We start from the raw sequence: 23,559 nt of genomic DNA on the forward strand, positions 1-23,559 counted from the left end.
CGCCATGACCACGACCACCCTGCACAAGGCCGCCGACGTCGTCGTCGCCGACGAGCGGCCCCGCAAACGACGCCGCGGGCTCGCCCCCGGCAAACGCCTTCCCGCCGCCCGGCTCGTCGGGCCCCTGCTGGTACTCGCCCTGTGGGCCGTCGCGTCCGCAGCCGAGGCGCTCGACCCCGCCGCGATTCCCGCGCCCTGGACGGTGGTGGAGACCGGCGCCCAGCTGTGGAGCGACGGGACCCTGATCACCGACATCCTCACCTCGCTCCAGCGGGCCGCGTCCGGCTTCGCGATCGGTCTGACCGCCGGCGTCGTGCTGGCCCTGGCCTCCGGGCTCACCCGCACCGGGGAGGCGCTGATCGACGGCACGGTCAACCTCAACCGGGCCATCCCGACCCTCGGTCTGATCCCGCTGTTCATCCTCTGGCTGGGCATCGGCGAGACCTTCAAGATCGCGATCATCGCCATCGTCGTCTACATCCCGATCTACCTCAACACGCATGCCGCCCTGTCCGGCATCGACAACCGGTTCGTCGAGCTCGCCGAGGTGCAGGGCCTGTCGAAGCTGCGCTTCATCCGGGAGATCGTCATCCCCGGCGCACTGCCCGGGTTCTTCGTGGGACTCCGGCTCGGCGTGACCGGCTCCTGGCTGGGCCTGGTGGTCCTGGAGCAGATCAACGCCACCAGCGGCCTCGGCTACATGATGTTCCAGGCCACGAACTACGGCCAGTCGGACGTCATCCTCGTCGGCCTGGTCGTCTACGGCATCTTCGGCCTCGCCTCGGACAGCACGGTCCGCCTCATCGAACGGAGGGTGCTGTCGTGGCGCCGCACACTGAGCAGCTGACCCGCCCCGCCGTCCAACTCCGGTCACTGACCCGCTCGTTCGACCGGCGCGTCGTTCTCGACGGCATCGACCTGGACATCCCCGCCGGCCAGTTCGTGGCCCTGCTGGGGCACAGCGGCTCCGGCAAGAGCACCCTGTTGCGAGCGGTCGCCGGTCTCGACCACGAGGTCACCGGCAGCGGACAGCTCACCGCGCCGGAGCGGGTGTCGGTCGTCTTCCAGGACTCCCGGCTGCTGCCCTGGCGGCGCGTCCTCGCCAACGTCCTCCTCGGGCTCGACGGCAGGGAGGCGGAGCAGAAGGGCCGCGAGGCCCTCGCCGAGGTCGGGCTGAAGGGCCGCGAGCGTGCCTGGCCCAACGAGCTGTCCGGCGGCGAGCAGCAGCGCGCGGCACTGGCCCGCTCACTCGTCCGCGAGCCCGAACTCCTGCTGGCCGACGAGCCGTTCGGGGCGCTGGACGCGCTGACCCGCATCAGGATGCATGCCCTGCTCAGGGAGCTGTGGGAGCGGCATCGGCCTTCGGTGCTGCTGGTCACGCATGACGTGGACGAGGCGATCGTGCTCGCGGACAGGGTGCTCGTGCTGGAGCGGGGCCGTATCGGCCTCGACCTCGCGATCGACCGGCCGCATCCGCGGTCGTACCGGGATCCGTTGCTCGGGGAGTACCGGGAGCGGTTGCTGGCCGCGCTGGGCGTGACGGAGGACGTGGGGTGAGCGTCGGCTGTCGTGACCGTCTGCTGGGGGCTGCCACCCCCAGCCCCCCGCTCCGGCCCTGAACGGGCCTCGTCCTCAAACGCCGGACGGGCTGAAATGCCGGGACCGGCACTCGCAAAATCCCTCCTTTGCCCAGATCAAGGGACCTCCATGCCCAGACAGCTCCACCTCAACGCCTTCCTCATGAACACCGGCCACCACGAGGCCTCCTGGCGCCTCCCCGAGAGCGACCCCTACGCCCACGTGGACCTGGCCCACTACGTCAACCTGGCCCGCGTCGCCGAACGCGGCACCTTCGACTCCCTCTTCCTCGCCGACGGCCCCCAGCTGTGGAGCAACCTCGCCCAGCGCCCCGCCGGCGCCCTGGAGCCGCTCACGCTGCTCACCGCGCTGGCGACGGCCACCGAGCACATCGGGCTCATCGCCACCGCCTCCACCTCCTACAACTCCCCCTACAACCTGGCCCGCAAGTTCGCCTCGCTCGACATCATCAGCGGCGGCCGGGCGGGCTGGAACATCGTCACCACGGCGGGAGCGGAGGCCGCCCGTAACTTCGGCCTGGACGCGGAGCCCGCGCACGCCGAGCGGTACGCGCGGGCCGCCGAGTTCCTGGACGTCGCCCTGAAGCTCTGGGACAGCTGGGAGGACGACGCGATCGTCGCCGACAAGGCGGCCGGCGTGTGGGGCGACGACGCCAAGATCCATCCGCCCCGGCACAGCGGGACGTACTTCAGTGTCCAGGGCGCCCTGAATGTGCCGCGTACGCCGCAGGGTTACCCGCTGCTCGTGCAGGCCGGTTCGAGCGAGGACGGCAAGGGCTTCGCCGCCCGGTACGCGGAGGCCGTGTTCACCGCGCAGCAGACGATCGAGGACGCGCGGGCGTTCTACGCCGACCTCAAGGCTCGTACGGCCGCGGCCGGCCGCGACCCCGAGCACATCAAGGTGCTGCCCGGCATCGTCCCGGTGATCGGCTCGACTCAGGCCGAGGCCCGGGCGGCCGAGCAGGTCCTGGAGGACCACATCGTGCACACGCACGGGGTGGACCGGCTGGAGAGCCTGCTGCAACTGCCCTCCGGTGTCCTGGAGCTGGACTCCGAACTCCCCGCCGATCTGCCGCCCGAGGACGCCATCGAGGGCGCCAAGAGCCGCTACACGCTCGTCGTCGAGCTGGCCCGGCGCGAGCGACTCACCGTGCGGCAGCTGATCGGGCGGCTCGGCGGCGGCCGTGGGCACCTCACGTTCGCCGGTACGCCCGAGCAGGTCGCCGACGCCATCGAGACCTGGTTCACGCAGGGCGCCGCCGACGGCTTCAACATCATGCCGCCGGTCCTGCCCTCCGGCCTCGACGCCTTCGTCGACCACGTCGTACCGATCCTCCGCGCCCGCGGTCTGCTCCGCACGGAGTACGGCCCGCGCCGCACCCTGCGCGAGCGCTACGGCCTCCCGCGCCCCGCCAACCAGTACGTCAGTGCCCCCGCAACCGGCACCCCCGCCCTCGTCTGAAAGGACCGCACATGTCCATCGAGATCCAGAAGGTCACCGCCAACATCGGCGCCCGCGTCTCCGGCGTGGACATCTCCCAGCCCCTCGGCCAGGAGACGGTCGCCGCGCTGCGCGAGGCCCTCACCGCCCACAAGGCGCTCGTCTTCGACGACGTGAACCTGGACGACGAGACCCAGCAGGCCTTCGTCCGTCACTTCGGCGACGTCACCACCGCCCACCCGACGGTCTCCTCCGTCGCCGGCACCCCGAACGTGCTGCCCGTCGACAGCGAGCGCGGCCGTGCCGCCAACCACTGGCACACCGACGTCACCTTCGTCCTCAACCCGCCGCAGGCCACCACCCTGCGCAGCATCACGATCCCGCCGTACGGCGGCGAGACCCTGATCGCCAGTTCGGCGGCCGCCTACCGGCAGCTGCCCGAGCCGCTGCGGAAGCTGGCCGACTCCCTGTGGGCGGAGCACACCAACGACTACGACTACGCCGTGGCGGACGAGGAGGTCGACGAGCAGCAGGCCGCCAATCGCGCCGAGTTCACGTCCATCAAGTACCGCACGGTCCACCCCGTCGTCCGCGTCCACCCCCTGTCGGGTGAGCGCGGCCTGTTCATCGGCGGATTCGCGCAGCGGATCGTGGGCCTCTCGCCGGGCGAGTCCCGCAGGATCCTCGACCTGCTCCAGGCGTACGTCACCCGGCCGGAGAACATCCTTCGCCACCGCTGGTCCGAGAACCAGCTGGTCGTCTTCGACAACCGCATCACCCAGCACTACGCCGTCGACAACTACGACGGGCTGCCGCGCCGCCTGCACCGGGTGACCGTGGCCGGTGACGTGCCCGCCGGCATCGAGGGCAAGGAGAGCTACTCGATCGAGGGGGACGCGTCGCACTACACACCCGTCGCTGCGTAGCCGACACGTCACAGCAGGTGCGGTAATTGTCCGCATAGTGGGCAGCCTCTCCTCCTGAGCGGAGAGGCTGCCCAGACTGTGGGCGTTTTTGCCCTCCTTCTGCATTGGACGAGCCGCGCCCATGCCCAACAGCACCACGGAGACGCCCCCGCAGGCGGACGACGTCTCCCCCGGACTGAATCACGGCCTCAAGCAGCGCCACCTGTCGATGATCGCCCTCGGCGGTGTCATCGGCGCGGGCCTGTTCGTCGGGTCCGGCGCCGGAATCGCCGCCGCCGGTCCCTCGATCGTCATCGCGTACGTCCTCTCCGGCCTCCTCGTGATGCTGGTGATGCGGATGCTCGGCGAGATGTCGGCCGCGTATCCCTCTTCCGGGTCGTTCTCCGCGCACGCCGAGCGGGCGATCGGCCCGTGGGCCGGCTTCACGGCCGGCTGGTCGTTCTGGGTGCTGCTCTGCACGGCAGTCGGCCTGGAGGGCATCGGCGCCGCGAAGATCGTCACGACCTGGCTTCCGCACACCCCGGAGTGGGCCTGGGTGGCCCTCTTCATGGTCGTCTTCTGCGGTGCGAACCTCGCCGCCGTGAAGAACTTCGGCGAGTTCGAGTTCTGGTTCGCGGCCCTCAAGGTCGGCGCGATCGCGCTGTTCCTGGTGCTGGGCGGGCTGGCGATCGCGGGCGTCCTGCCGGGCACGGACGCGCCGGGCACCGCGCACCTCACCGGTGAGGGCGGATTCCTCCCGAACGGCACCGAGGGCCTGATCATCGGCCTATTGGCATCGGTCTTCGCCTACGGGGGCATGGAGACGGTCACCATCGCCGCGGCCGAGTCGGAGAACCCGGTCAGCGGCGTCGCGAGCGCGGTCCGCACGGCGATGTGGCGGATCGCCCTCTTCTACATCGGCTCCATGGCGGTCGTCGTCACCCTGGTCCCCTGGGACTCCAAGGAGGTCGTCGAGAAGGGCCCGTACGTCGCCACCCTCGACCACCTCGGCATCCCCGGCGCCGGCCAGCTGATGAACGTCGTGGTCCTGGTCGCCCTGCTGAGCGCCATGAACGCCAACATCTACGGCTCCTCGCGCATCGCGTACTCGCTCGTCCAGCGCGGGCAGGGACCGAAGACCCTGGGCCGGGTGTCGGGCGGCGTCCCGCGCGTCGCGGTCCTCGCGTCCTCCGTGTTCGGCTTCGTGTGCGTGGTGCTGAGCTACTGGCGGCCGGACGACGTCTTCCCCTGGCTGCTGAACATGATCGGCGCAGTCATCCTGGTCGTCTGGATCTTCATCGCCGTCTCCCAGCTGCGGCTGCGCAGCAGGCTTGAGCGCGAGGCGCCGGAGAAGCTGGTCGTGCGGATGTGGGCGTTCCCGGTCCTGACCTGGGTCGCGCTGGCCGGCATGGCGGCCATCTTCGTCCTCATGGCACGGGAGCCGGACACGCGGGTGCAGCTGTACTCGACGGGCGGCATGACGCTCTTCCTGGCGGTCGTCGGGTTCGCGTGGCAGAAGGCGCGCGCCAAGAGCTGACGCATCCCGGACGGTCGTCCGACGGCATCAAGGCCCCCGTGTCATCCACACGGGGGCCTTTTGCTGTTAGCTTGTTGTTGCAAGCTACTTGCAACAAGGCGTCCTGCCTCGTGATCGTCTTCTCACCCTTCACGAACGGCAGGCGGAATGAAGGAAGCCCCCGCGAGGACCTGACTCGCGGGGGCTTTCCCGTGCTGGCGGAGGGCATCAGGGCTTGCGGCCCAGTCCGCCGTGCTGGCCGATCGGCTGAGGCTCCTCGTCGGCCGGCTCCGGGCGCCAGAGCGGGACGGAGACGATGCCGGGCTCGACCAGGTCCAGGCCCTCGAAGTACGCGGCGATCTGGTCGACCGGACGCAGGAAGTACGGGACGGCGCCGGTCTCGTTGTAGGCGTCCTGGGCCTGCTCGTAGGCCGGGTCGGTGCCCCGGGAGCCCTCGTTGAGGGAGAGGTAGCTGCCGGAGGGCAGGCCCGCCAGGAGACCGCGGACGATGCCGCGGGCCTGGTCGTAGTCGGTGACGTGACCGAGGATGCCGCTGAGGATCAGGGCCGTGGGACGGGAGAGGTCGAGGGTGCGGGAGGCCGCCTCGAGGATCTTCTCCGGCTCGTACAGGCTCAGGTCCTCGTACGCCGTCACGCCCTCGGGAGTCGAGGTGAGCAGGGCGCGGGCGTGGGCCAGGACCAACGGGTCGTTGTCGACGTAGACGATCTTCGACTCGGGGGCGAGGCTCTGGGCGACCTCGTGGGTGTTGTCGACGGTGGGCAGGCCCGTGCCGACGTCGAGGAACTGGCGTACACCCGCCTCCGTGACCAGGTACCGGATGCTGCGGCCCAGGAAGGCGCGGCTGCTGCGGGCGATGGTGACGATGCCGGGGAACACGGCGGTGTAGGCGTCGCCCGCCGCCTCGTCCACGGGGTAGTTGTCCTTGCCGCCCAACCAGTAGTTCCAGATCCTGGCCGAGTGCGGTACCGAGGTGTCGATCTCCGTCATGGGCACATGGTCCTACGACACGTCCGGCTCGCACGGCACATTGAGGGAGAGAAGTGCCGCAGAACCGCCGGTTTTCATGTGGAGTTCGCTGATCGCCACGTTGCGCAACTTCGGGAACACTCTGCGGTACTCCCCGGCCGGGATCGACAGCAGCGTGCACAGCACCAGCCGGAACAGGGTGTTGTGGGCGACGACGAGGACGCGTTCGCCGGGGTGGGCGGCGGCGATGCGGCGCAGGGCGGCGGCACCGCGCTCGGCGGCGGCGACGGGATTCTCGGCGTCCGGGAACGGGTGGGCCACCGGGTCGGTGCGGAAGGCCTCCGCCGCCACGGGATCCTCGGCCGCGAACTGAGCGAGGGTACGGCCCTCCAGCACGCCGAAGTCGCATTCGCGCAGGCCTGGTTCGCGGCGGGGGGTGATGCCGAGGGCCCGGCAGGCGGGGTCGGCGGTGGCCACGGCGCGGGACAGCGGCGAGGTCCAGATCGCGTCGACCGGGTGGGCGGCGGCCCAGCGGCCGAGGGCCTCGGCCTGGGTGCGCCCCGTGTCGGTGAGGGGCACGTCGCTGATCCCGGCGTAGCGGTTCTCGGCATGCCAGATCGTCTGTCCGTGCCGGACCAGCAACAGCGTCGTACTCATGCCCAACTCCATGCCCATGCCCGTTCCCCTTGCCCTTGCCCTTGCCCGCACCCGTGCCCGTGCTCATGAAGCCGAAGTATCCGCGTCCAGGCGCGCGAGTGCGTGCGCCGCGACCGGGGGCGGGAGCCAGCCTCGGGCGGTCAGTTCGTCGATGAGGCGCGCGTACGGCTGGGCGAAGCGGGCGGTGCGGTCGGGGCGGGGCTCGACGGTCGTGCCGATGCGGACCATGCCCTCCGCGGCCTCCGCCAGACCGGGCGCCGCGCCCGCTCCGTACGCCGCCAGCGCCGCCATCCCCAGGGCCGGTTCCGTCTGCTGCGGAACGCGGGCAGGGCGGCCCAGGATGTCGGCGCGCAGCTGGTTCCAGTACGGGCTGCGGGCGGCGCCGCCCGTGAAGGTGAGGGGGCCGTCGAGGGGTGCGCCGAGGTGGTGCAGATAGTCCAGGCACAGGCGTTCCGTGAAGGCGACGCCCTGCAGGAGCGCGGCCCACAGGTCGGCGTCCGACTCGGGTTCGCCCAGGACGAGCGCGGACGCCTTCGGGGCCAGGAACGGGAACCGCTCGCCGGGTGACACGAGGGGGTAGGTGATCGCGCCGGACGGCTCGTAGGAGGCGGCCAGCGTGTCCATGACCGCCGGGTCGGCACCTGCGAACGCCGCCGTGAGCACCCCCGCGCCCACACTGGAGGCACCACCGGGCAGCCAACTGCCGTCCGGGGCAAGGTGGTTGTAGACCACGCCGGTGGGGTCCCGGACCAGGGTCGGGGACGCGCCCTTGAGGACCAGCGTCGTCCCGAGCACCGAGTTCCAGGAGCCGGGGCGCAGGGCGGCGGAGGCGATCTGGGCCGCGCAGCCGTCGGTCATCCCCGCGATGACGGGGGTGCCGGCGGGGATGCCGGTGGCCTCGGCGGCGGTCGGGGAGACCTCGCCGAGGGGGGTGCCGGGGCGTACGACGTCCGGGATCACCGCGTCGGGCAGGCCCAGCCGGGGCAGCATGGCCGGCCAGGCGTCCCGCTCCAGGTCGTAGCCGGTCTTCAGGGCGTGGCTGGAGTCGGCCGGGGGCAGTTCGCCGGTGAGCAGGGAGACAACGAGGTCCGGCTGATGGGTGACCCGCCCCTGCCCGTACGTCTCGGTCAGCCACAGCGCCTTCGGCAGTGCCCAGGTGTCCTGCACGTTGAGCCCCGCCATCCGCGCCCGCGCCGCCTGAGCCGTCGCCCGCCCGTCGTCGTACATCAGCGCGGGGCTTTTCGGCCGCCCCGCCCCGTCCGTCAGCAGCACGGTCCCGGACGTCCCGCACACCGCGAGCCCGCCGATCCGCACCCCCCGCAGGGAACCGAGCGCGGCCCGGGACGCCGTGCACACCGCGTCCCACCACTCCCCGGGATCCTGCTCGTGCCGCACCCCGTCCCGCCGCCCGCCGAGGGGCGCCGAGCCGCTGCCGAGCACGGTGCCGTCCCCGGTGACCAGCAGGACCCGGACGCTCTGGGTGCCGAGATCGATCCCGAGCCACGCGTCGTCCTGATCGTGCGTCATACGGGGCTGTTCGTGTGCCATACCGGACTCCCGCACATCGCGATCCGTGAACTTCACACTCTGCCCTGAGATTTTCCCTTGCGCGAGGGATTGACGCCCAACTTCCGCCGTTCCACCCTCTGTTAACGAGTCGACTCGCCGTGTTAACCGAGCACCCGGATGGCCCAACCCCACGTGGAGGTCACGGATGGACATGCACGTGCACGACCGCCGGCGCTTCCTCGCCCTGACCGCCGCCGCAGCAGCGACCCCGCTGCTCGCGGCCTGCGGGGCCGGGTTCGGCGGTGACGACAGCAAGAGCGACGGCTCGGCGGCGGACGACGTCACCGGCTCCTTCGACTGGAGGCGGGAGAAGGGCACGACCGTCAAGGCGCTGCTCAACAAGCACCCGTACACGGACGCGCTCATCGCCGACCTGAAGTCCTTCACCGAGAAGACCGGCATCAAGGTCGAGTACGACGTCTTCCCCGAGGACAACTACTTCGACAAGCTCACCGTCGACCTGTCCAGCGGCCGGGCCTCGTACGACGTCTTCATGCTCGGCGCGTACATGGTCTGGCAGTACGGGCCGCCCGGCTGGCTGGAGGACCTCGGCCCCTGGATGCGCAACTCCGCGGCGACCGGCGCCGAATGGGACCAGGCCGACTTCTTCCCGAACCTCCTCCAGGCCGACCAGTGGTCCCTGAAGGCGGGCGCGCCGCTCGGGCAGGGCGGGCAGTACGCACTGCCGTGGGGCTGGGAGACCAACGTCGTCGCCTACAACACGGACGTCTTCAAGAAGCTCGGCCTCAAGCCCGCCGAGACCTTCGACGAGCTGCGCGACATCGCCGGGACGATCAAACGGAAGGCCCCGGGCGCCGGCTTCGACGGCATGTACGGGATCGCCGTCCGCGGGTCCCGGAGCTGGGCCACCATCCACCCCGGCTTCATGACGATGTACGCCCGCAACGGGCTCAAGGACTTCACGGTCAAGGGCGGGAAGCTCACACCGGCCATGAACACCCCGCAGGCCGTCGCGTTCACCGAGGACTGGGCCGGCATGGTCAAGCAGGGCGGGCCGCCGTCCTGGACGTCGTACACCTGGTACCAGTGCTCCAGCGACCTCGGCGCGAAAAAGGCCGGGATGCTGTTCGACGCCGACACGGCCGCCTACTTCCAGGCGGTCGAGGGGGCGAGCCCGGCCTCCGGGAGGATCGCCTTCCACCCCGGCCCGAAGGGACCGGACGGGTCACTGGCCACCAACATGTGGATCTGGTCGCTCGGCATGAACGCCAAGAGCAGGAAGAAGAGCGCCAGCTGGCTGTTCCTGCAGTGGGCGACCGGCAAGGAGCACCTGCGCAAGAGCGCGATCACGCACAACCACATCGACCCGGTGCGCAAGTCGATCGCCGACGACAGCGCCTACAAGGACAAGATGCGGCACCTGCCGGGCTTCATCGAGACCTTCGAGACCGTCGTCGACCAGACGAAGATCCAGTTCACCCCGCAGGCGCAGTTCTTCGACGCGACCACCAGCTGGGCCGCCGCCCTCCAGGAGATCTACGGCGGCGGCGGTGCCAAGTCGGTGCTCGACGGGCTGGCGGGCGACCTCGCCGACAAGGTGGGCTAGCCGATGGGATGGCGGCTCGCCCTTCGCCCGTACATCCTGATCGTCCCCGCCCTGCTCCTGACCTGCGGAATCCTCTACCCCTTCGGGCTCGGCCTCTACTACACCCTGTTCGACTTCTCGGCGAGCAGGCCCCAGCCGGACATGGTGCGGTTCGAGAACTACGAGACCGTCTTCACGCAGGAGGCCTTCTGGAACTCGGCGTGGGTGACGGTGCTGTACGCGGTGGGGGCCGCCGCCGTCGAGACGGTCCTCGGGGTCGCCGTCGCCCTGCTGCTGCACCGGTCGTCGATGGTCGGACGGGTGCTGGAGAAGATCCTCATCCTGCCGCTGATGATCGCGCCCGTGATCGCCGCGATCATCTGGAAGCTGATGCTCCAGCCGTCGGTGGGGGTGATCAACTACCTGCTGAGACCCTTCGGGCTCGGCGGAGTCCAGTGGACGGACACGCCGACCGGCGCGCTGCTGTCGTCGATCGCCGTGGACGTCTGGGTCTACACCCCGTTCGTGGCGATCCTCGCCCTGGCCGGCCTGCGTTCGCTGCCGACCTCTCCCTTCGAGGCGGCGGCCGTCGACGGGGCGGGCTGGTGGTACACCTTCCGGCGGCTGACGCTGCCGATGCTGTGGCCGTACGTCCTGGTGGCGGTGATCTTCCGGTTCATGGACTCGCTGAAGGTGTTCGACATCATCTACGCCCTCACGGAGGGCGGGCCGGGCGACTCGACCGTCGTGCTCCAGATCCGGGCCTACCTGGAGGCGATCCGCTTCCAGCGCTACTCGTTCGGGATCAGCTACACGATCGTGCTGTGGGCCGTGGTGTACCTCGCCGCGATGGTGCTGGTCAAGCACCTGGGGAAGATCCAGCGGAAGGCCGCGGAGGTGAAATGACCGTCAAGAAGCGTCTGTTGGGGTGGCTGGCCGACGCCGCCCTCATCCTCTACTTCGTCTTCGCGCTGTTCCCGATCGCCTGGATGGTGATCCTGTCGCTGAAGCCGACGAACCAGCTCTTCTCCACCTACTTCTCCTTCTCCCCCACCCTCGACGGCTACCGCACGGTCCTCGGCGACAGCGAGGGCATCCCGTTCGTACGGTTCTTCGTCAACAGCCTGGTGGTGTCGGTGGGAGCGGTCGTGCTGTCGCTCCTGGTCGGGCTGCCGGCGGCGTACGCCTCGGCGCGCTGGCGTTTCAAGGGCTCCGAGAACCTGATGTTCACGCTGCTGTCGTTCCGGTTCGCGCCCGAACTCACCGTGATCATCCCGCTGTTCGTGCTGTACCAGAAGCTCGGGCTGTTCGACACGTACGTCGGCATGGTGTGGGTGCTCCAGCTGGTCACGCTGCCGCTGATCGTGTGGATCATGCGGTCGTACTTCGCCGACCTCACGCCCGAACTGGAGCAGGCGGCGCTGCTGGACGGCTACACACGCAAGCAGGCGTTCGTGAGGGTGGCGCTTCCACTGGTGAAGCCGGGAGTGGCCGCCGTGTCCCTTCTCGCCTTCATCTTCGCGTGGAACAACTTCGTCTTCCCGCTGATCCTGACCTCCAACGAGGCGCAGACCGTGACCGTGGGCGCGCTGTCCTTCCTGGGCGGAGACCGGCCCAAGTACAACCTCACGGCCGCCGCCGCGCTCGTCTCCGTCGTACCGCCGCTGCTGCTGGCCCTCACCATCCAGCGGTATCTGGTGCGGGGGCTGTCGTTCGGGGCGGTGAAGTCATGATCCGCCTGCGGGAGATCCGCAAGACGTTCGGCAAGGTCACAGCGCTGGACGGGCTGGATCTGGACGTGTCGGAGGGCGAGTTCTTCTGCCTGCTGGGCCCGTCCGGCGCCGGCAAGACCACGGCCCTGAAGACCGTCGCCGGGCTGGAGATGCCCGACGCCGGCACGGTCGAACTCGACGGCAAGGACATGCGCGGCATCGAGCCCTACGACCGTGGCGTGGCGATGTGCTTCGAGAGCTACGCCCTCTACCCGCACAAGTCGGCCTACGACAATCTCGCCTCGCCGCTCCGCTCCCCCCGGCACCGCCTCCCCGCCGCGCAGGCCCGGGAACGGATCGGCGAGGTGGCCGAACTCCTGGGCATCTCGGCCCTGTTGGACCGTCCGGTCGGCCAACTCTCCAACGGCCAACGGCAGCGCGTCGCCCTCGGCCGTGTCCTGGTCCGCCCGGCCCGGGCCTTCCTCCTCGACGAGCCCCTGTCCCACCTCGACGCCAAGCTGCGCCAGCAGATGCGGGCCGAGCTGAAGGCGATCGGGGCGGTGCGGCGCACGACCACCCTCTACGTCACCCACGACTCCGTGGAGGCACTGGCGCTCGGCGACCGGATCGGGGTCATCCGGGGCGGGCGGATCGTGCAGACGGGAACGCGGGAGGAGATCTGGTACCGGCCCCACGACACGGAGGTCGCCCGCGCCTTCGGGCGGCCCCGCATCAACCTGCTGCCGGGAGCCCTCGCGCCCGACGGGAGCTTCCGCTCGGCGGACGGCAAGGTCGAGCTGCCGATGCGGGCCGACGCCGCCCCCGGTACCGAGGTCCTGGTCGGCGTGCGTCCGCGGGACATCGAGCTGAACGGCCGGGGACACGAGCTCACCGGCATTGTCTACGTCACCGAGGTGCTCGGCCGGTCCGTCGAGGTCACCGTCCGGCTCGGCGAGCAGCACGTGTCGCTGGTCGCCCCGCGCGGCGACGCGGCCGGCCTTCGACCCGACGATCCGGTCCGGCTGTCGGTCCGGCCTGAGAACCTGCTGCTGTTCGAGGCCGACCGGCCGGAGCGTCCAGGACGACGGATCGAGACACGATGAGCAGCAACCACAGCGGCGGTCAGCAGGGCCCCGCGGCCCGCCAGGCCGCCATGGCCGAGCAGGTCCTCGCCGACGGCTCGGCGACGGCCGCCGAGTTGGCCGAGCGGTTCGGCGTGAGCCTGATGACGATCCACCGGGACCTCGACGAGCTCGAACGGCAGGGAATCGTACGCAAGTCGAGGGGCGGGGTGACCGCGCAGCCGTCCGGTGTCTTCGAGTCCAACGTCCAGTACCGGCTGAAGACCATGCGCGCGCAGAAGGCCGCCGTGGCCGACCGTGCTCTGAAGCTGATCGAGCCCGGCATGGCGATCATGCTGGACGACTCCACCTCCACCCTGGAGATAGCCCGCAGGCTGCGGCTCGGCGAGGTCACCCCACTCACGGTCGTCACCAACTTCCTGGAGGCCATCAACCTCCTCTCCGACCAGCGCGGCATCCACCTCATGGCCCTGGGCGGCGACTACGACCCGCTGCACTCGTCCTTCCTCGGCGTGTCCTGCGTCGAGGCGATCGAGCAACTGCGCGTGGACGTCTGCTTCGCGTCGACATCGGCCGTGCGCGGGGGTTACGCCTACCACCAGGAGCAGCACATCGTGTCGGTGAAGCGGGCCATGCTCGACGCGGCCGCCCGCAACATCCTGCTGATCGACCACACCAAGCTCGCCCGCGTCGCCCTGCACCGGGTCGTCCCCCTCTCCCGCTTCGACCTGCTCCTCGTGGACGACGGGGCGTCGGCGGAGGCGCTGCGGGACCTGGACGAGCACAAGGTCCGTTACGAGGTATGCGCGACGAAGGGCAGCGATGACCGAGCTGGAACTACGTGATCTGCGCAAGACCTACCGCGCCCGGGGCCGCCCGGCGGTGGACGCCGTACGCGGCATCGACCTCGCCCTGCGTTCCGGGGAACTGCTCGGCCTACTGGGCCCGTCGGGCTGCGGCAAGTCCACCACCCTGCGCATGATCGCCGGGCTGGAGACGGTGACCGGCGGGGACATCCTGGTGGGCGGGGCGTCCGTGACCGCGCGACCGGCCCAGCAGCGCAACATCGGGGTCGCGTTCGAGAACTACGCCCTCTACCCGCCGCTGACGGTGGCGGAGAACCTCGCATTCGGCCTGAGGGCACGCAGCCGGGCCGACCGGGCCGACGTCGACCGCAAGGTCAAGGAGATCGCCGAACGCGTCGACCTCACCGCCATCCTCGACGCCCACCCCGCCGGCCTCTCCAGCGGCCAGAAGCAACGCGTGTCCCTGGCCCGGGCCCTGATCCGCGAACCGGACGTCCTCCTCCTCGACGAGCCCCTGTCACACCTCGACGCCGCCCAGCGCGACACGACCCGCCGCGAACTCAAACGCATCCAGCGCGACCTGGGCCATACGACCATCCTGGTCACCCACGACCAGGAGGAGGCCCTGTCCCTCGCCGACCGGATCGCCGTGATGAAGGACGGCGTCATCCAGCAGCTCGGCACCCCGTACGAGATCTACGACAGCCCCGCCAACGTCTTCGTCGCGGACTTCGTCGGCGAACCCGCGATCAACCTCCTCCCCGGAATCGCGGACACCGACGCCCACGCCCGCCTCTCCGACACGGTACGGATCGCGCTGCCGGTACCGCTGCCGGCGGGCCGCGAGGTGGTGGTCGGCATCCGCCCCGAGGACCTGACCCTGACCGGCGAGGACGACGGCGGCCTGCCCGCCCGCGTCGTGGCCCACGAACCGCTCCTGGAGTCGGGCATCGCGACGCTCACCCTCGACGGCGTCGACAACCCCCTGGTCGTCCTCACCGACCCCGAGGTCCGCCTCGCCCACGACGACCGCGTCCACGTCACCGCCGACCCTGACCTCACCCATGTCTTCGACGCCGAGACAGGAGACTCCCTGAGATGACCAACGGGAACAGCGTGCGTGTGGTGGCCGCGGGCGACCGCTTCATCCTGCCGTCGCTGATCAGAGAGGCGTTGGACCCTGAACTCACCTGCGAGGTGGCCGAACTGACCCTCGGCTGGCCGCTGGAGCCCTTCGGCCCGGTGGCGGAGGTGACGGAGGCGAGTGACGCCGAGGACGAGCTGATCGAGGCGCTCGCCGGTGCGCAGGTGCTGGTCACCCAGATGGGCCCGGTCACGGAACGCGTCCTCGACGCCTGCCCCGACCTCCGCCTGGTCGTCGTCTGCCGGGGCGGCCCGGTGAACGTCAACCTGGACGCGGCCAAACGGCACGACGTCCGGGTCTGCTACGCGCCCGGCCGCAACGCCGCCGCCACCGCCGAGTTCACGGTCGGCCTGATGCTGGCGGCGCTGCGCCGCATCCCGCAGGCCCACGACCTCCTGGCCCGGCGGGGCAGTTGGGAGGGGTCGACCTACTACACCTACGAACACAGCGGCCTGGAACTGGAGGACCTGCCGGTCGGCCTGGTCGGCTACGGGGCCGTGGGCAGCAGGGTGGCGCGCGTGCTGGGCGCGTTCGGTGCCCGGGTCATGGTCCACGACCCCTACGTCCAAGGCGAGATCCACGGCCTGCGGGTCGCGTCCCTGGACGAACTCCTCCACCAGTCCCGGGTGATCACCCTGCACGCCCGCCTCACGGCCGAGACGCGCGGTCTGATCGGCGCCCGCGAGCTCGCCCTGCTGCCGCAGGGCGCGGTGGTCGTGAACGCGGCACGGGGGCCGCTGCTGGACGAGGACGCGTTGTGCGACGCCCTGGAGAGCGGGCGCGTGTCGTCGGCGGCCCTCGACACCTACGTACGGGAGCCGCTCCCCTCGGACTCCCGCCTGCACGCCCTCGCCGACCGCGTCGTCCTGACCCCCCACCTCGGCGGCGCGTCCCGCGCGGTCGCGGAGAAGGCGGCCCGCATCGCCGCCGGGGAAGTGGGCCGCTGGGCACGCGGGGAGCCGCTCGCGCACTGCCTGACCTGAGGTGGGGCCCGCCGGGAGCCCCGACTCCGGGTGCGAGCCCACCAACTTCCACTGGGCCGACGACACCGGCCGTGAGGGAGCCGTAGGGGTGCGCCGGTGTCGAGGCGCCCCGAAGGCGACCGCACCAAACAACCGCACCAAACATTCGGCACGCCAGCTGCGAAAAAAGGCACTGCACAGCCGACCGAGCCAAAGAGGTGGGTTGGAATGTACGTCGGTATCGATGTGGGCACGTCCACGGTGAAGGCTGCCGCGTTCGACTCGGGGGGCCGTGAACTCGCGGTCGCCGCCCGCCCGGTGGACCTCGCCCTGCAGGGCGGATTCGTCGAGCAGGACATGGAGGAGGTGTACGGGGCGGTGGTGGCCGTCCTCCGCGAGGTCACCGAACGGGTGCCGGAGCAGATCGAGCTGGCCGGCCTGACCGGCCAGGGCGATGGCGTGTGGCTGGTGGACGCGGACGGACACCCCGTGCGTCCCGCCGCCTCCTGGATGGACGGCCGGGCGCACGAACTGGTCGACCGCTGGCTGGCGGACGGCACGTTCGAGACGGTGTTCCGGCGGACGGGGGGCGCGCTGTTCCCGGGGTCTCCGGGGCCGCTGCTGGCCTGGCTGGACAGTCATGAACCGAAGGCTCTGGATGCCGCGAGGGCCGCCCTGTACTGCAAGGACATGGTGTTCCAGCGGCTGACGGGAACGGCGCCGGCGACGGACGTGTCGGACGCCTCCATGCCCTTCCTCGACCCCCGCACCCGGACCTACGACAACCGAGTGGTCGAACTCCTCGGCCTGACCCACCGCCGCGGCCTCCTCGCCCCTGTCAGCGACCCGGTCGCTACCGCACAGACCCGCGGCGAGGGCCTCCCGGCCGGGACCCGGATCGCGAACGGCCCGTACGACCTCCCGGCCTGCGCGCTCGGCGCGGGCGTGACGTCCCCCGGCGACGGTCTCCTCATCGTCGGCACCTGTCTGGCCAGCCTGGTCGCGACCACCGACCTGGACCTGACCGGTGAGCCGGCCGGCCTGTTCATCAACACCGACCGCCCGGGGCACTGGCTGCGCGCGATGCCCGCGATGGTCGGTACGGCCGCGCTGGACTGGGTGCTGTCGACGACGGGCGTCCGGCACGAGGAGGTCGACGGGCTGCTGGCGGAGACCCCGCCGGGGGCGCACGGCGTCCACGTCCTGCCGTACTTCGCGCCCTCGGGCGAACGCGCGCCCTTCGTCGAGCCACGGCTGCGCGCGGAACTGACCGGCGTCTCCCTGGAGTCGACCCGCGCCGACCTCGTCCGGGCGACCTGCGAGGGCATCGGCTACGCGGCCCGGCACTGTCTGGAGGCGGCGGGCCTCACGGGGACGCTGGCCGTGTGCGGCGGCGGTACCCGCAGCCCGGCCTGGATGCGGCTGCTCGCCGACGTCCTCGGGCGCCCGCTGCGGGTCGTCGAGGGCGAGGTGGGCGCGCGGGGCGCGGTGCTGGCGGCGGCCGAGCGGTACGGGGTGGCGCTGGACGCCCAGGCGTGGACGCGGCCGACGGCGGTCGTCGAGCCGGACGGAGTGCGGGCGGCGTACTACGCGAGGGCGTACGAGGACCATCTGGCCCGTCTGGCCGAGGCGCGCGACCGGGCACGACGTACCTGAAGAGCCGTACGAGGAAAGGGAGTTGCATGCATCCGAGACGTAGATCCCTGCTGCTCGCGGCCGCCGGCACCACGGCGGCCGCGGCCGTACCCACACCGGCGACCGCCGACCCCCGCCCTTGGACGCGGCCGGTCGTCATCGGCCATCGCGGCGCGGCCGGGTGGCGCCCGGAGCACACGGCGGTCTCCTACACGTACGCCGTCCAGACCGGCGCCGACTGGATCGAACCGGACCTCGTCCCGACGAAGGACCACGTCCTGGTCGTCCGGCACGAGAACGAGATCTCGCAGACGACGGACGTGGCGTCGCACCCGGAGTTCACGGACCGCCGTACGACGAAGACGGTGGACGGGCGCTCGGTGACCGGCTGGTTCACGGAGGACTTCACGCTGGCGGAGCTGAAGACGCTGCGGGCGGTGGAGCGGCTGCCGCTGGTCCGCAACCGCAACACCGTGTTCGACGGCCGGGAGGAGGTCCTCACCTTCCAGGAGGTGGTGGACCTGGCGCGCAGGCTGTCGAAGGCCTACGGCCGTACGATCGCCGTCTTCCCGGAGACCAAGCATCCGACGTACTTCCGCTCCATCGGCCTGCCCCTGGAGCCGAAGCTCGCGTACGTGATCCGTCGCAACCGGCTCGGCCCGCGCGAGTGCGTGGTGCAGTCCTTCGAGCCGACGAGTCTGAAGCGGATCGCGCAGGAGAGGCTGCGGGTGCCGCTGTGGCAGGCGCTGGGGACCACGGGTGGGCCGTACGACCTGGTCTCGGCCGGTGATCCGACGACGTACAAGGACATGATGAGCCCGGCGGGGCTGGCGCGGATCGCCGAGTACGCGGAGTGGATCGGGCCGGACAAGTCGTCGGTCGCCGGTACGTCGCTGGTCTCGGACGCGCATGCGGCGGGGCTGCGGATCGGGCCGTACACCTTCCGCGCGGAGAACCAGTTCCTGCCGGCGAACTTCCGGCGCGGTAGCGGAGCGAACGATTTCGGGGACGCGTTCGCCGAGTACGCGCTGTACTACGGGCTGGGGGTCGACGCCGTGGTGACCGACTTCCCGGACCTGGCGGTGATGGCGAGGAGGGGTTGATGAGGACCCGCACACTGGACTGCCCGACCTGCGGCACCATGCAGATCTTCCGGATCCTCGACAAGCAGGAGAGGGCGGCGGTACGGGAGAAGGAGGGGCCGGGCTTCTTCGTGGACAACCTGTGGCGGTGCACCGGCAAGGGCTGTCTGACGTTCTACCCGCAGTTCAACAAGGCCGGCTACGGTCGCCTCCCCGAGAAGTTCCTCGCGGAGGAGACCGCAGCCGGTGAGTGAGCCCTACAGGTTGCTGAAGTCCGGACCCTTCGTCCGCGTCCGCTTGATCTCGTAGAAGCCCGGCACGGAGGCCACGGCGAGGGTGCCGTCCCACAGCTTCGCGGCGTCCTCGCCCTGGGGGGCCGGGGTGACGACCGGACCGAAGAAGGCGATCTGCTCGCCGTCGGCGCCGGGAACGGCGATGACGGGGGTGCCGACCTCCTGGCCGACCTTGTCGATGCCCTCCTTGTGGGAGGCGCGCAGCTGCGGCTCGTAGGGGGTGCCGTCCCAGTGCTCCAGGAGGGACTCGGGCAGGTCGACGTCCTTCAGGGCGGCGGCCACGGTCTCCTTGCCGGGGCCCTCCTCCTGGTTGTGGATACGGGTGCCGAGCGCGGTGTAGAGGTCACCGAGCACCTCGGCGCCGTGCTCCTCCTGCGCGGCGATGACGACCCGGACGGGACCCCACGCCTTGGTCTCCAGCAGCTCGCGGTACTGCTCGGGCAGGTCGTCCAGCTTGTCCTCGTTGAGGACGGCAAGGCTCATCACATGCCAGCGGACCTCGATGTCACGGACCTTCTCCACCTCCAGCACCCAACGCGAGGTCATCCAGGCCCAGGGGCACAGCGGGTCGAACCAGAAGTCGACGGGGGTCTTCTCCGACATGTCTCTCCTCATGGGGCAAGCAGGTCTCAGCCGAACCTCTCGGGGAACACCGCTGCTCGCCGCGCCATTCCCCAGTGCCATGGGTCAGGGGCGCATGGCAGGATCAGGGCTGTCCGCATACTGAACACCATGTGAGGGAGTGCCGCTCGTGCCCGGTGAGAATCTGTCCCGCGACGAGGCCCGGGAGCGGGCCGCCCTGCTCGCCGTCGACGGGTACGACGTGTTCCTCGACGTGCGTTCGGCCCTCGGCGAGGGGGACCCCGACGGCGGGGCGCCGCGCACCTTCCGCTCGGTCACCACGATCCGTTTCCGGTGCGCCGAGCCCGGCGCCGCCAGCTTCGCGGACCTGATCGCGCCGAGCGTGACGGCCATCTCCCTGAACGGCAGGGACCTGGACCCGAGCGAGGTCTTCGACGGCTCGCGGATCGTCCTGGAGGACCTCGCCGCGGACAACGAGCTCGTCGTCGACGCGCAGTGCGCCTACTCCCGCACCGGTGAGGGCATGCACCGCTTCGTCGACCCCGAGGACGGCGAGGTCTACCTCTACACGCAGTACGAGCCGGCCGACTCCCGCCGCGTGTTCGCGAACTTCGAGCAGCCGGACCTCAAGGCGCCGTTCCGCTTCGAGGTGCGGGCGCCCGAGGGGTGGACGGTGTGGAGCAACGGGGCCGGTGAACTCACCGACGGCACCTGGCGGTTCGCGGAGACCAAGCCGATCTCGACGTACATCACCTGTGTGGTGGCCGGCCCGTACCACTACGTCACGGACTCGTACTCCCGCACGTTCGCCGACGGGACGACGCTCCGGATCCCGCTCGGCGCGATGTGCCGCAAGGGGCTCGCCCCGTACTTCGACGCCGACGACGTCTTCCTGGTCACCAAGCAGGGCCTGGACTTCTTCCACGACCACTTCGACTACCCGTACCCCTTCGGGAAGTACGACCAGGCGTTCGTGCCCGAGTACAACCTCGGCGCGATGGAGAACCCGGGGATGGTGACCTTCCGGGAGGAGTTCATCTTCCGCGGCAAGGTGACGCGGGCGTCGTACGAGGGCCGGGCGAACGTCATCCTGCACGAGATGGCGCACATGTGGTTCGGCGACCTGGTCACCATGGAGTGGTGGGACGACCTGTGGCTGAAGGAGTCCTTCGCGGACTTCATGGGCACGTTCGCGAACGTCGGCGCGACCCGCTTCAAGGACGCCTGGATCACCTTCGCCAACCGCCGCAAGGCGTGGGCGTACCGCGCCGATCAGCTGCCCTCCACGCACCCGATCACCGCGGACATCCGCGACCTGCAGGACGCGAAGCTCAACTTCGACGGCATCACGTACGCGAAGGGGGCTTCGGTACTGAAGCAACTCGTCGCGTACGTCGGCCAGGACGCGTTCCTGGAAGGTGCGCGGCGCTACTTCAAGCGGCACGCGTACGGCAACACGCGGCTCGGTGATCTGCTGTCGGTGCTGGAGGAGACCAGCGGCCGGGACATGGGCGTTTGGGCGCGCTCCTGGCTGCAGACGGCGGGCGTGAACTCGCTGACCCCGCAGGTGCTGCTGGACGCCGAGGGCCGGATCGACGAGCTGGCGGTGGTGCAGGAGGCGGCCGAGTCGCACCCCGAACTGCGCCCGCACCGGGTGGCGGTGGGCCTGTACCGGCGGTCCTCGGACGGGGCGCTGGAGCGGTACGCGCAGGCCGAGGTGGACGTCGACGGTCCGCGCACGGTCGTGGCGGAGCTTGTGGGTGCCGAGGCGCCGGAGCTGGTGCTGGTCAACGACGACGACCTGACGTACTGCAAGACCCGCTTCGACGAGACGTCCCTGGCGACGCTGCGGGAGCACCTGGGCGCGCTGACCGACCCGCTCGCCCGTGCCCTGTGCTGGTCGGCGCTGTGGAACATGACGCGGGACGCGCTGCTGCCGGCGCGGGAGTTCGTGGATCTGGTGCTGCGGTTCGCGGGGCGCGAGTCCGACATCGGCGTGTTGCAGATGCTGCATGCGTGGGCGAACTCGTCGCTGGTCAACTATGTGGCGCCCGAGTGGCGGCAGACCGGGGAACGGCTGCTGGCCGAGGGTGCGCTGCGGGAGCTGCGGGCCGCCGCGCCGGGCAGCGAGCAGCAGTTGGCGTGGGCGCGGTTCCTCGCGTCGGTGGCCTCGGGGCCGGAGGACCTGGAGCTGCTGCGGGGCCTGCTGGAGGGTGCGGAGAAGATCGAGGGGCTGGACGTCGACCAGGAGCTGCGTTGGGCGTTCCTGGAGCCGCTGGCTGCCCACGGTGCGGTCGACGGATCGGCGCTGGTGGCCGAACTGGCCCGCGACGACACGGCGTCCGGCAAGCGCCACCAGGTCCGCTGCCTCGCCGCGCGGCCGTCGGACGTGGTCAAGGCGCAGGCGTGGGCGCAGGTCGTCGAGTCCGACGCGCTGTCCAACGCCCTGGTCGAGGCGACCATCTCCGGCTTCGCCCAGCCGTCCCAGCGGGAGCTGCTCGCGCCGTACGCCGAGAAGTACTTCGCCGCGATCGAGCGGGTGTGGACCGAGCGGTCCATCCAGATCGGCATGGACGTGGTCCGGGGCCTGTTCCCGGCGCTCCAGCAGTCGCAGGCCACGCTGGACGCGACCGACGCGTGGCTCGCGGCCCACGAGGACGCGGCGCCGGCGCTGCGGCGGCTGGTGCTGGAGGCGCGGGACGATCTGGCGCGGGGGCTGCGGGGGCAGGCGTGTGACGCGGCGGCCGCCCACGCGTCAAGCACCGGATGACCTTTGGCCAACGATCACGGCCGTCCGTGACCGTTACGGAATTCAGGCAATAGCAGCCGTAACCCCTGGCCCCACCCGAACGGACCAGGGGTTTTCCGTGCCTACTCGGCATCCGAACACGCGTCCTTTAGTGCCATGTTGTCCGCATTTGTCGACGGGCGTGTAACAGCGGTTAAAGGGCTGATCCGACGCGGGAACCTCCGGGTCATGAACCACAACACCCCGGTCCCCCCGCTCTCCCCCCGCCCCCTTCGTCACCTCTCCGACGTACACCGCCGCGTCATGACGGCCGCACAGCTGAAGTCGCACGGCGTCGCGAACGCCGACATGAACGAGCAGTGCCGCCCGGGCGGCCCCTGGCGGCAGATCCTGCCCGGCGTCCTCCTGCTCCACCCCGGCCCGCCGACCAGCGAGGAGCGCCTGCACGCGGTGCTGATGTACGCGGCACGGGAGCGGACACCGGGCGTGCCGTCCCAGCCGAACGCGGACGAGGACCAAGCCGCCCCCCGCTACCCCGACGCGGTGATCACGGGCCTCGCGGCGCTGACCCTGCACGGCTTCTCCGCCACGCCGCCGCTCACCGCGCTGGACACGATCGACGTCCTGGTCCCGCGGATGCGCCGACTGCGCTCCACCGGCTGCGCCCGCATCCTGCGCACCCCCGCACTGCCCACCCCCCAGCAGGTGACGGGCCTCCCGGTCGCCCCGGTGCCGCGCGCCCTGGCCGACGCGGTCGCCGAACTGACGGACGCGGGCGCCGTACGCCGGCTGCTGACCGAAGCCGTCCGGGGCGGCCATTGCGAACCGGCCTCCGTGGTACGGGAGTTGAACCAGGCGAAGCTGCTGTCCCGCCCGCACGTGGTGGACGCGGTGGACTCCCTGCTCGCCGAGGGCCGCGCGATCGCGGAGGACCGCCTGTACGAGATGGTCCGCGACCACGCCCTCCCCGACCCCGTCTGGAACGTCGACCTGCGTCTGCCGGGCGGCCCCCACCTCGGCGGCCTCGACGCGTACTGGCCGGAGCACTCGGTCGCGGTCGAACTCGACACCCGCGCCCCGCGCCAGGGCGACCGGCAGGACGACGACGCCCTTTGGTCCGAGTACGCCCGCAAGCGCGAGCATTTGGAGCGCCTCGGCATCACGGTCGTCCACATCACCCCGAAGAAGCTGCGGGAGTCGATGGAACAGCAGGCGGCGGTGATCCGCACGGCACTGATGGCCGCGTTGGACCGCGATCCGGCCGCGTATGTCGTGGTGCTGCCCCGGTAGTGA

General features: G+C 70.7%; 21 protein-coding genes. 17 read left to right on the plus strand and 4 right to left on the minus strand.

Annotated features, from left to right (window positions below):
* Positions 1–4: 4 nt before the first annotated feature.
* The 5 genes from AB5J55_RS14350 to AB5J55_RS14370 all read left to right on the plus strand — a co-directional run bounded on the left by AB5J55_RS14350 (position 5) and on the right by AB5J55_RS14370 (position 5,481).
* On the plus strand, positions 5–847 hold the full coding sequence (locus tag AB5J55_RS14350; RefSeq protein WP_369271053.1) for an ABC transporter permease: 843 nt from the start codon (positions 5–7) through the stop codon (positions 845–847).
* On the plus strand, positions 823–1,557 hold the full coding sequence (locus tag AB5J55_RS14355; RefSeq protein WP_369271054.1) for an ABC transporter ATP-binding protein: 735 nt from the start codon (positions 823–825) through the stop codon (positions 1,555–1,557). Before AB5J55_RS14350 ends, AB5J55_RS14355 begins: the two co-directional genes overlap by 25 nt.
* A gap of 150 nt (positions 1,558–1,707) precedes the next feature.
* Positions 1,708–3,060, plus strand: coding sequence for an LLM class flavin-dependent oxidoreductase (locus AB5J55_RS14360; RefSeq protein WP_369271055.1), 1,353 nt, complete (start codon positions 1,708–1,710; stop codon positions 3,058–3,060).
* Positions 3,061–3,071: 11 nt separating this feature from the next.
* Positions 3,072–3,965, plus strand: coding sequence for a TauD/TfdA dioxygenase family protein (locus tag AB5J55_RS14365; protein ID WP_369271056.1), 894 nt, complete (start codon positions 3,072–3,074; stop codon positions 3,963–3,965).
* 121 nt (positions 3,966–4,086) lie between these two features.
* Positions 4,087–5,481 carry an amino acid permease gene (locus AB5J55_RS14370; protein ID WP_369271057.1) on the plus strand — a complete coding sequence of 465 codons (1,395 nt, stop codon included), beginning with the start codon at positions 4,087–4,089 and terminating at the stop codon, positions 5,479–5,481.
* A 207-nt stretch (positions 5,482–5,688) separates the two neighbouring features.
* Here AB5J55_RS14370 and AB5J55_RS14375 read toward each other — a convergent pair whose 3' ends face one another.
* From AB5J55_RS14375 to AB5J55_RS14385, 3 genes are all read right to left on the minus strand, one after another.
* Entirely contained in the window at positions 5,689–6,468 is a 780-nt protein-coding gene (locus tag AB5J55_RS14375) for an SAM-dependent methyltransferase (RefSeq protein WP_369271058.1), read from the minus strand.
* Positions 6,469–6,480: 12 nt separating this feature from the next.
* Positions 6,481–7,104: a histidine phosphatase family protein gene (locus tag AB5J55_RS14380; protein ID WP_369271059.1), complete on the minus strand. Its 624-nt coding sequence runs from the start codon at positions 7,102–7,104 to the stop codon at positions 6,481–6,483.
* A 63-nt stretch (positions 7,105–7,167) separates the two neighbouring features.
* Positions 7,168–8,652: an FGGY-family carbohydrate kinase gene (locus AB5J55_RS14385; RefSeq protein ID WP_369271060.1), complete on the minus strand. Its 1,485-nt coding sequence runs from the start codon at positions 8,650–8,652 to the stop codon at positions 7,168–7,170.
* Between the two features lie 166 nt (positions 8,653–8,818).
* Here AB5J55_RS14385 and AB5J55_RS14390 point away from each other — a divergent pair, with 166 nt between their 5' ends.
* From AB5J55_RS14390 to AB5J55_RS14435, 10 genes are all read left to right on the plus strand, one after another.
* Positions 8,819–10,240 carry a sugar ABC transporter substrate-binding protein gene (locus AB5J55_RS14390; protein WP_369271061.1) on the plus strand — a complete coding sequence of 474 codons (1,422 nt, stop codon included), beginning with the start codon at positions 8,819–8,821 and terminating at the stop codon, positions 10,238–10,240.
* Positions 10,241–10,243: 3 nt separating this feature from the next.
* Complete coding sequence (locus AB5J55_RS14395) at positions 10,244–11,125, plus strand: carbohydrate ABC transporter permease (RefSeq protein WP_369271062.1); 882 nt, start codon at positions 10,244–10,246, stop codon at positions 11,123–11,125.
* Positions 11,122–11,952, plus strand: coding sequence for a carbohydrate ABC transporter permease (locus AB5J55_RS14400; RefSeq protein WP_369271063.1), 831 nt, complete (start codon positions 11,122–11,124; stop codon positions 11,950–11,952). Before AB5J55_RS14395 ends, AB5J55_RS14400 begins: the two co-directional genes overlap by 4 nt.
* Positions 11,949–13,034, plus strand: coding sequence for an ABC transporter ATP-binding protein (locus AB5J55_RS14405; protein WP_369271064.1), 1,086 nt, complete (start codon positions 11,949–11,951; stop codon positions 13,032–13,034). Before AB5J55_RS14400 ends, AB5J55_RS14405 begins: the two co-directional genes overlap by 4 nt.
* Positions 13,031–13,858, plus strand: a complete 828-nt coding sequence (locus AB5J55_RS14410) for a DeoR/GlpR family DNA-binding transcription regulator (RefSeq protein ID WP_369271065.1) — start codon at positions 13,031–13,033, stop codon at positions 13,856–13,858. Before AB5J55_RS14405 ends, AB5J55_RS14410 begins: the two co-directional genes overlap by 4 nt.
* A complete protein-coding gene (locus AB5J55_RS14415; protein WP_369271066.1) occupies positions 13,836–14,921 on the plus strand; it encodes an ABC transporter ATP-binding protein in 1,086 nt (361 codons plus the stop codon). The genes AB5J55_RS14410 and AB5J55_RS14415 overlap by 23 nt, the downstream gene beginning before the upstream one ends.
* Positions 14,918–15,946: a 2-hydroxyacid dehydrogenase gene (locus tag AB5J55_RS14420; RefSeq protein WP_369271067.1), complete on the plus strand. Its 1,029-nt coding sequence runs from the start codon at positions 14,918–14,920 to the stop codon at positions 15,944–15,946. Before AB5J55_RS14415 ends, AB5J55_RS14420 begins: the two co-directional genes overlap by 4 nt.
* A gap of 207 nt (positions 15,947–16,153) precedes the next feature.
* Complete coding sequence (locus tag AB5J55_RS14425) at positions 16,154–17,581, plus strand: FGGY family carbohydrate kinase (RefSeq protein WP_369271068.1); 1,428 nt, start codon at positions 16,154–16,156, stop codon at positions 17,579–17,581.
* Between the two features lie 26 nt (positions 17,582–17,607).
* Positions 17,608–18,663, plus strand: a complete 1,056-nt coding sequence (locus AB5J55_RS14430; RefSeq protein WP_369271069.1) for a glycerophosphodiester phosphodiesterase family protein — start codon at positions 17,608–17,610, stop codon at positions 18,661–18,663.
* A complete protein-coding gene (locus AB5J55_RS14435) occupies positions 18,663–18,896 on the plus strand; it encodes a hypothetical protein (RefSeq protein WP_369271070.1) in 234 nt (77 codons plus the stop codon). The genes AB5J55_RS14430 and AB5J55_RS14435 overlap by 1 nt, the downstream gene beginning before the upstream one ends.
* A 3-nt stretch (positions 18,897–18,899) precedes the next feature.
* On the opposite strand, the gene AB5J55_RS14440 is transcribed toward AB5J55_RS14435, so the two are convergent.
* Positions 18,900–19,538, minus strand: coding sequence for a DsbA family protein (locus tag AB5J55_RS14440; RefSeq protein ID WP_369271071.1), 639 nt, complete (start codon positions 19,536–19,538; stop codon positions 18,900–18,902).
* A 148-nt stretch (positions 19,539–19,686) separates the two neighbouring features.
* Here AB5J55_RS14440 and pepN point away from each other — a divergent pair, with 148 nt between their 5' ends.
* Both pepN and AB5J55_RS14450 read left to right on the plus strand, forming a co-directional pair.
* Positions 19,687–22,287, plus strand: a complete 2,601-nt coding sequence (gene pepN / locus AB5J55_RS14445) for an aminopeptidase N (RefSeq protein ID WP_369271072.1) — start codon at positions 19,687–19,689, stop codon at positions 22,285–22,287.
* 207 nt (positions 22,288–22,494) lie between these two features.
* On the plus strand, positions 22,495–23,556 hold the full coding sequence (locus AB5J55_RS14450) for a hypothetical protein (protein ID WP_369271073.1): 1,062 nt from the start codon (positions 22,495–22,497) through the stop codon (positions 23,554–23,556).
* The last annotated feature ends 3 nt before the right edge of the window (positions 23,557–23,559 follow it).

It is taken from the genome of Streptomyces sp. R11 (genome assembly GCF_041051905.1).
Lineage (GTDB): Bacteria > Actinomycetota > Actinomycetes > Streptomycetales > Streptomycetaceae > Streptomyces.

Bases quoted from the DNA above. Each gene is read 5' to 3' on its own strand.
- AB5J55_RS14350 (WP_369271053.1), top strand. From the start codon at position 5: ATGACCACGACCACCCTGCACAAGGCCGCCGACGTCGTCGTCGCCGAC.
- AB5J55_RS14360 (WP_369271055.1), top strand. From the start codon at position 1,708: ATGCCCAGACAGCTCCACCTCAACGCCTTCCTCATGAACACCGGCCAC.
- AB5J55_RS14365 (WP_369271056.1), top strand. From the start codon at position 3,072: ATGTCCATCGAGATCCAGAAGGTCACCGCCAACATCGGCGCCCGCGTC.
- AB5J55_RS14370 (WP_369271057.1), top strand. From the start codon at position 4,087: ATGCCCAACAGCACCACGGAGACGCCCCCGCAGGCGGACGACGTCTCC.
- AB5J55_RS14375 (WP_369271058.1), bottom strand. From the start codon at position 6,468: ATGACGGAGATCGACACCTCGGTACCGCACTCGGCCAGGATCTGGAAC.
- AB5J55_RS14380 (WP_369271059.1), bottom strand. From the start codon at position 7,104: ATGAGTACGACGCTGTTGCTGGTCCGGCACGGACAGACGATCTGGCAT.
- AB5J55_RS14385 (WP_369271060.1), bottom strand. From the start codon at position 8,652: ATGGCACACGAACAGCCCCGTATGACGCACGATCAGGACGACGCGTGG.
- AB5J55_RS14390 (WP_369271061.1), top strand. From the start codon at position 8,819: ATGGACATGCACGTGCACGACCGCCGGCGCTTCCTCGCCCTGACCGCC.
- AB5J55_RS14395 (WP_369271062.1), top strand. From the start codon at position 10,244: ATGGGATGGCGGCTCGCCCTTCGCCCGTACATCCTGATCGTCCCCGCC.
- AB5J55_RS14400 (WP_369271063.1), top strand. From the start codon at position 11,122: ATGACCGTCAAGAAGCGTCTGTTGGGGTGGCTGGCCGACGCCGCCCTC.
- AB5J55_RS14405 (WP_369271064.1), top strand. From the start codon at position 11,949: ATGATCCGCCTGCGGGAGATCCGCAAGACGTTCGGCAAGGTCACAGCG.
- AB5J55_RS14410 (WP_369271065.1), top strand. From the start codon at position 13,031: ATGAGCAGCAACCACAGCGGCGGTCAGCAGGGCCCCGCGGCCCGCCAG.
- AB5J55_RS14415 (WP_369271066.1), top strand. From the start codon at position 13,836: ATGACCGAGCTGGAACTACGTGATCTGCGCAAGACCTACCGCGCCCGG.
- AB5J55_RS14420 (WP_369271067.1), top strand. From the start codon at position 14,918: ATGACCAACGGGAACAGCGTGCGTGTGGTGGCCGCGGGCGACCGCTTC.
- AB5J55_RS14425 (WP_369271068.1), top strand. From the start codon at position 16,154: ATGTACGTCGGTATCGATGTGGGCACGTCCACGGTGAAGGCTGCCGCG.
- AB5J55_RS14430 (WP_369271069.1), top strand. From the start codon at position 17,608: ATGCATCCGAGACGTAGATCCCTGCTGCTCGCGGCCGCCGGCACCACG.
- AB5J55_RS14435 (WP_369271070.1), top strand. From the start codon at position 18,663: ATGAGGACCCGCACACTGGACTGCCCGACCTGCGGCACCATGCAGATC.
- AB5J55_RS14440 (WP_369271071.1), bottom strand. From the start codon at position 19,538: ATGTCGGAGAAGACCCCCGTCGACTTCTGGTTCGACCCGCTGTGCCCC.
- AB5J55_RS14450 (WP_369271073.1), top strand. From the start codon at position 22,495: ATGAACCACAACACCCCGGTCCCCCCGCTCTCCCCCCGCCCCCTTCGT.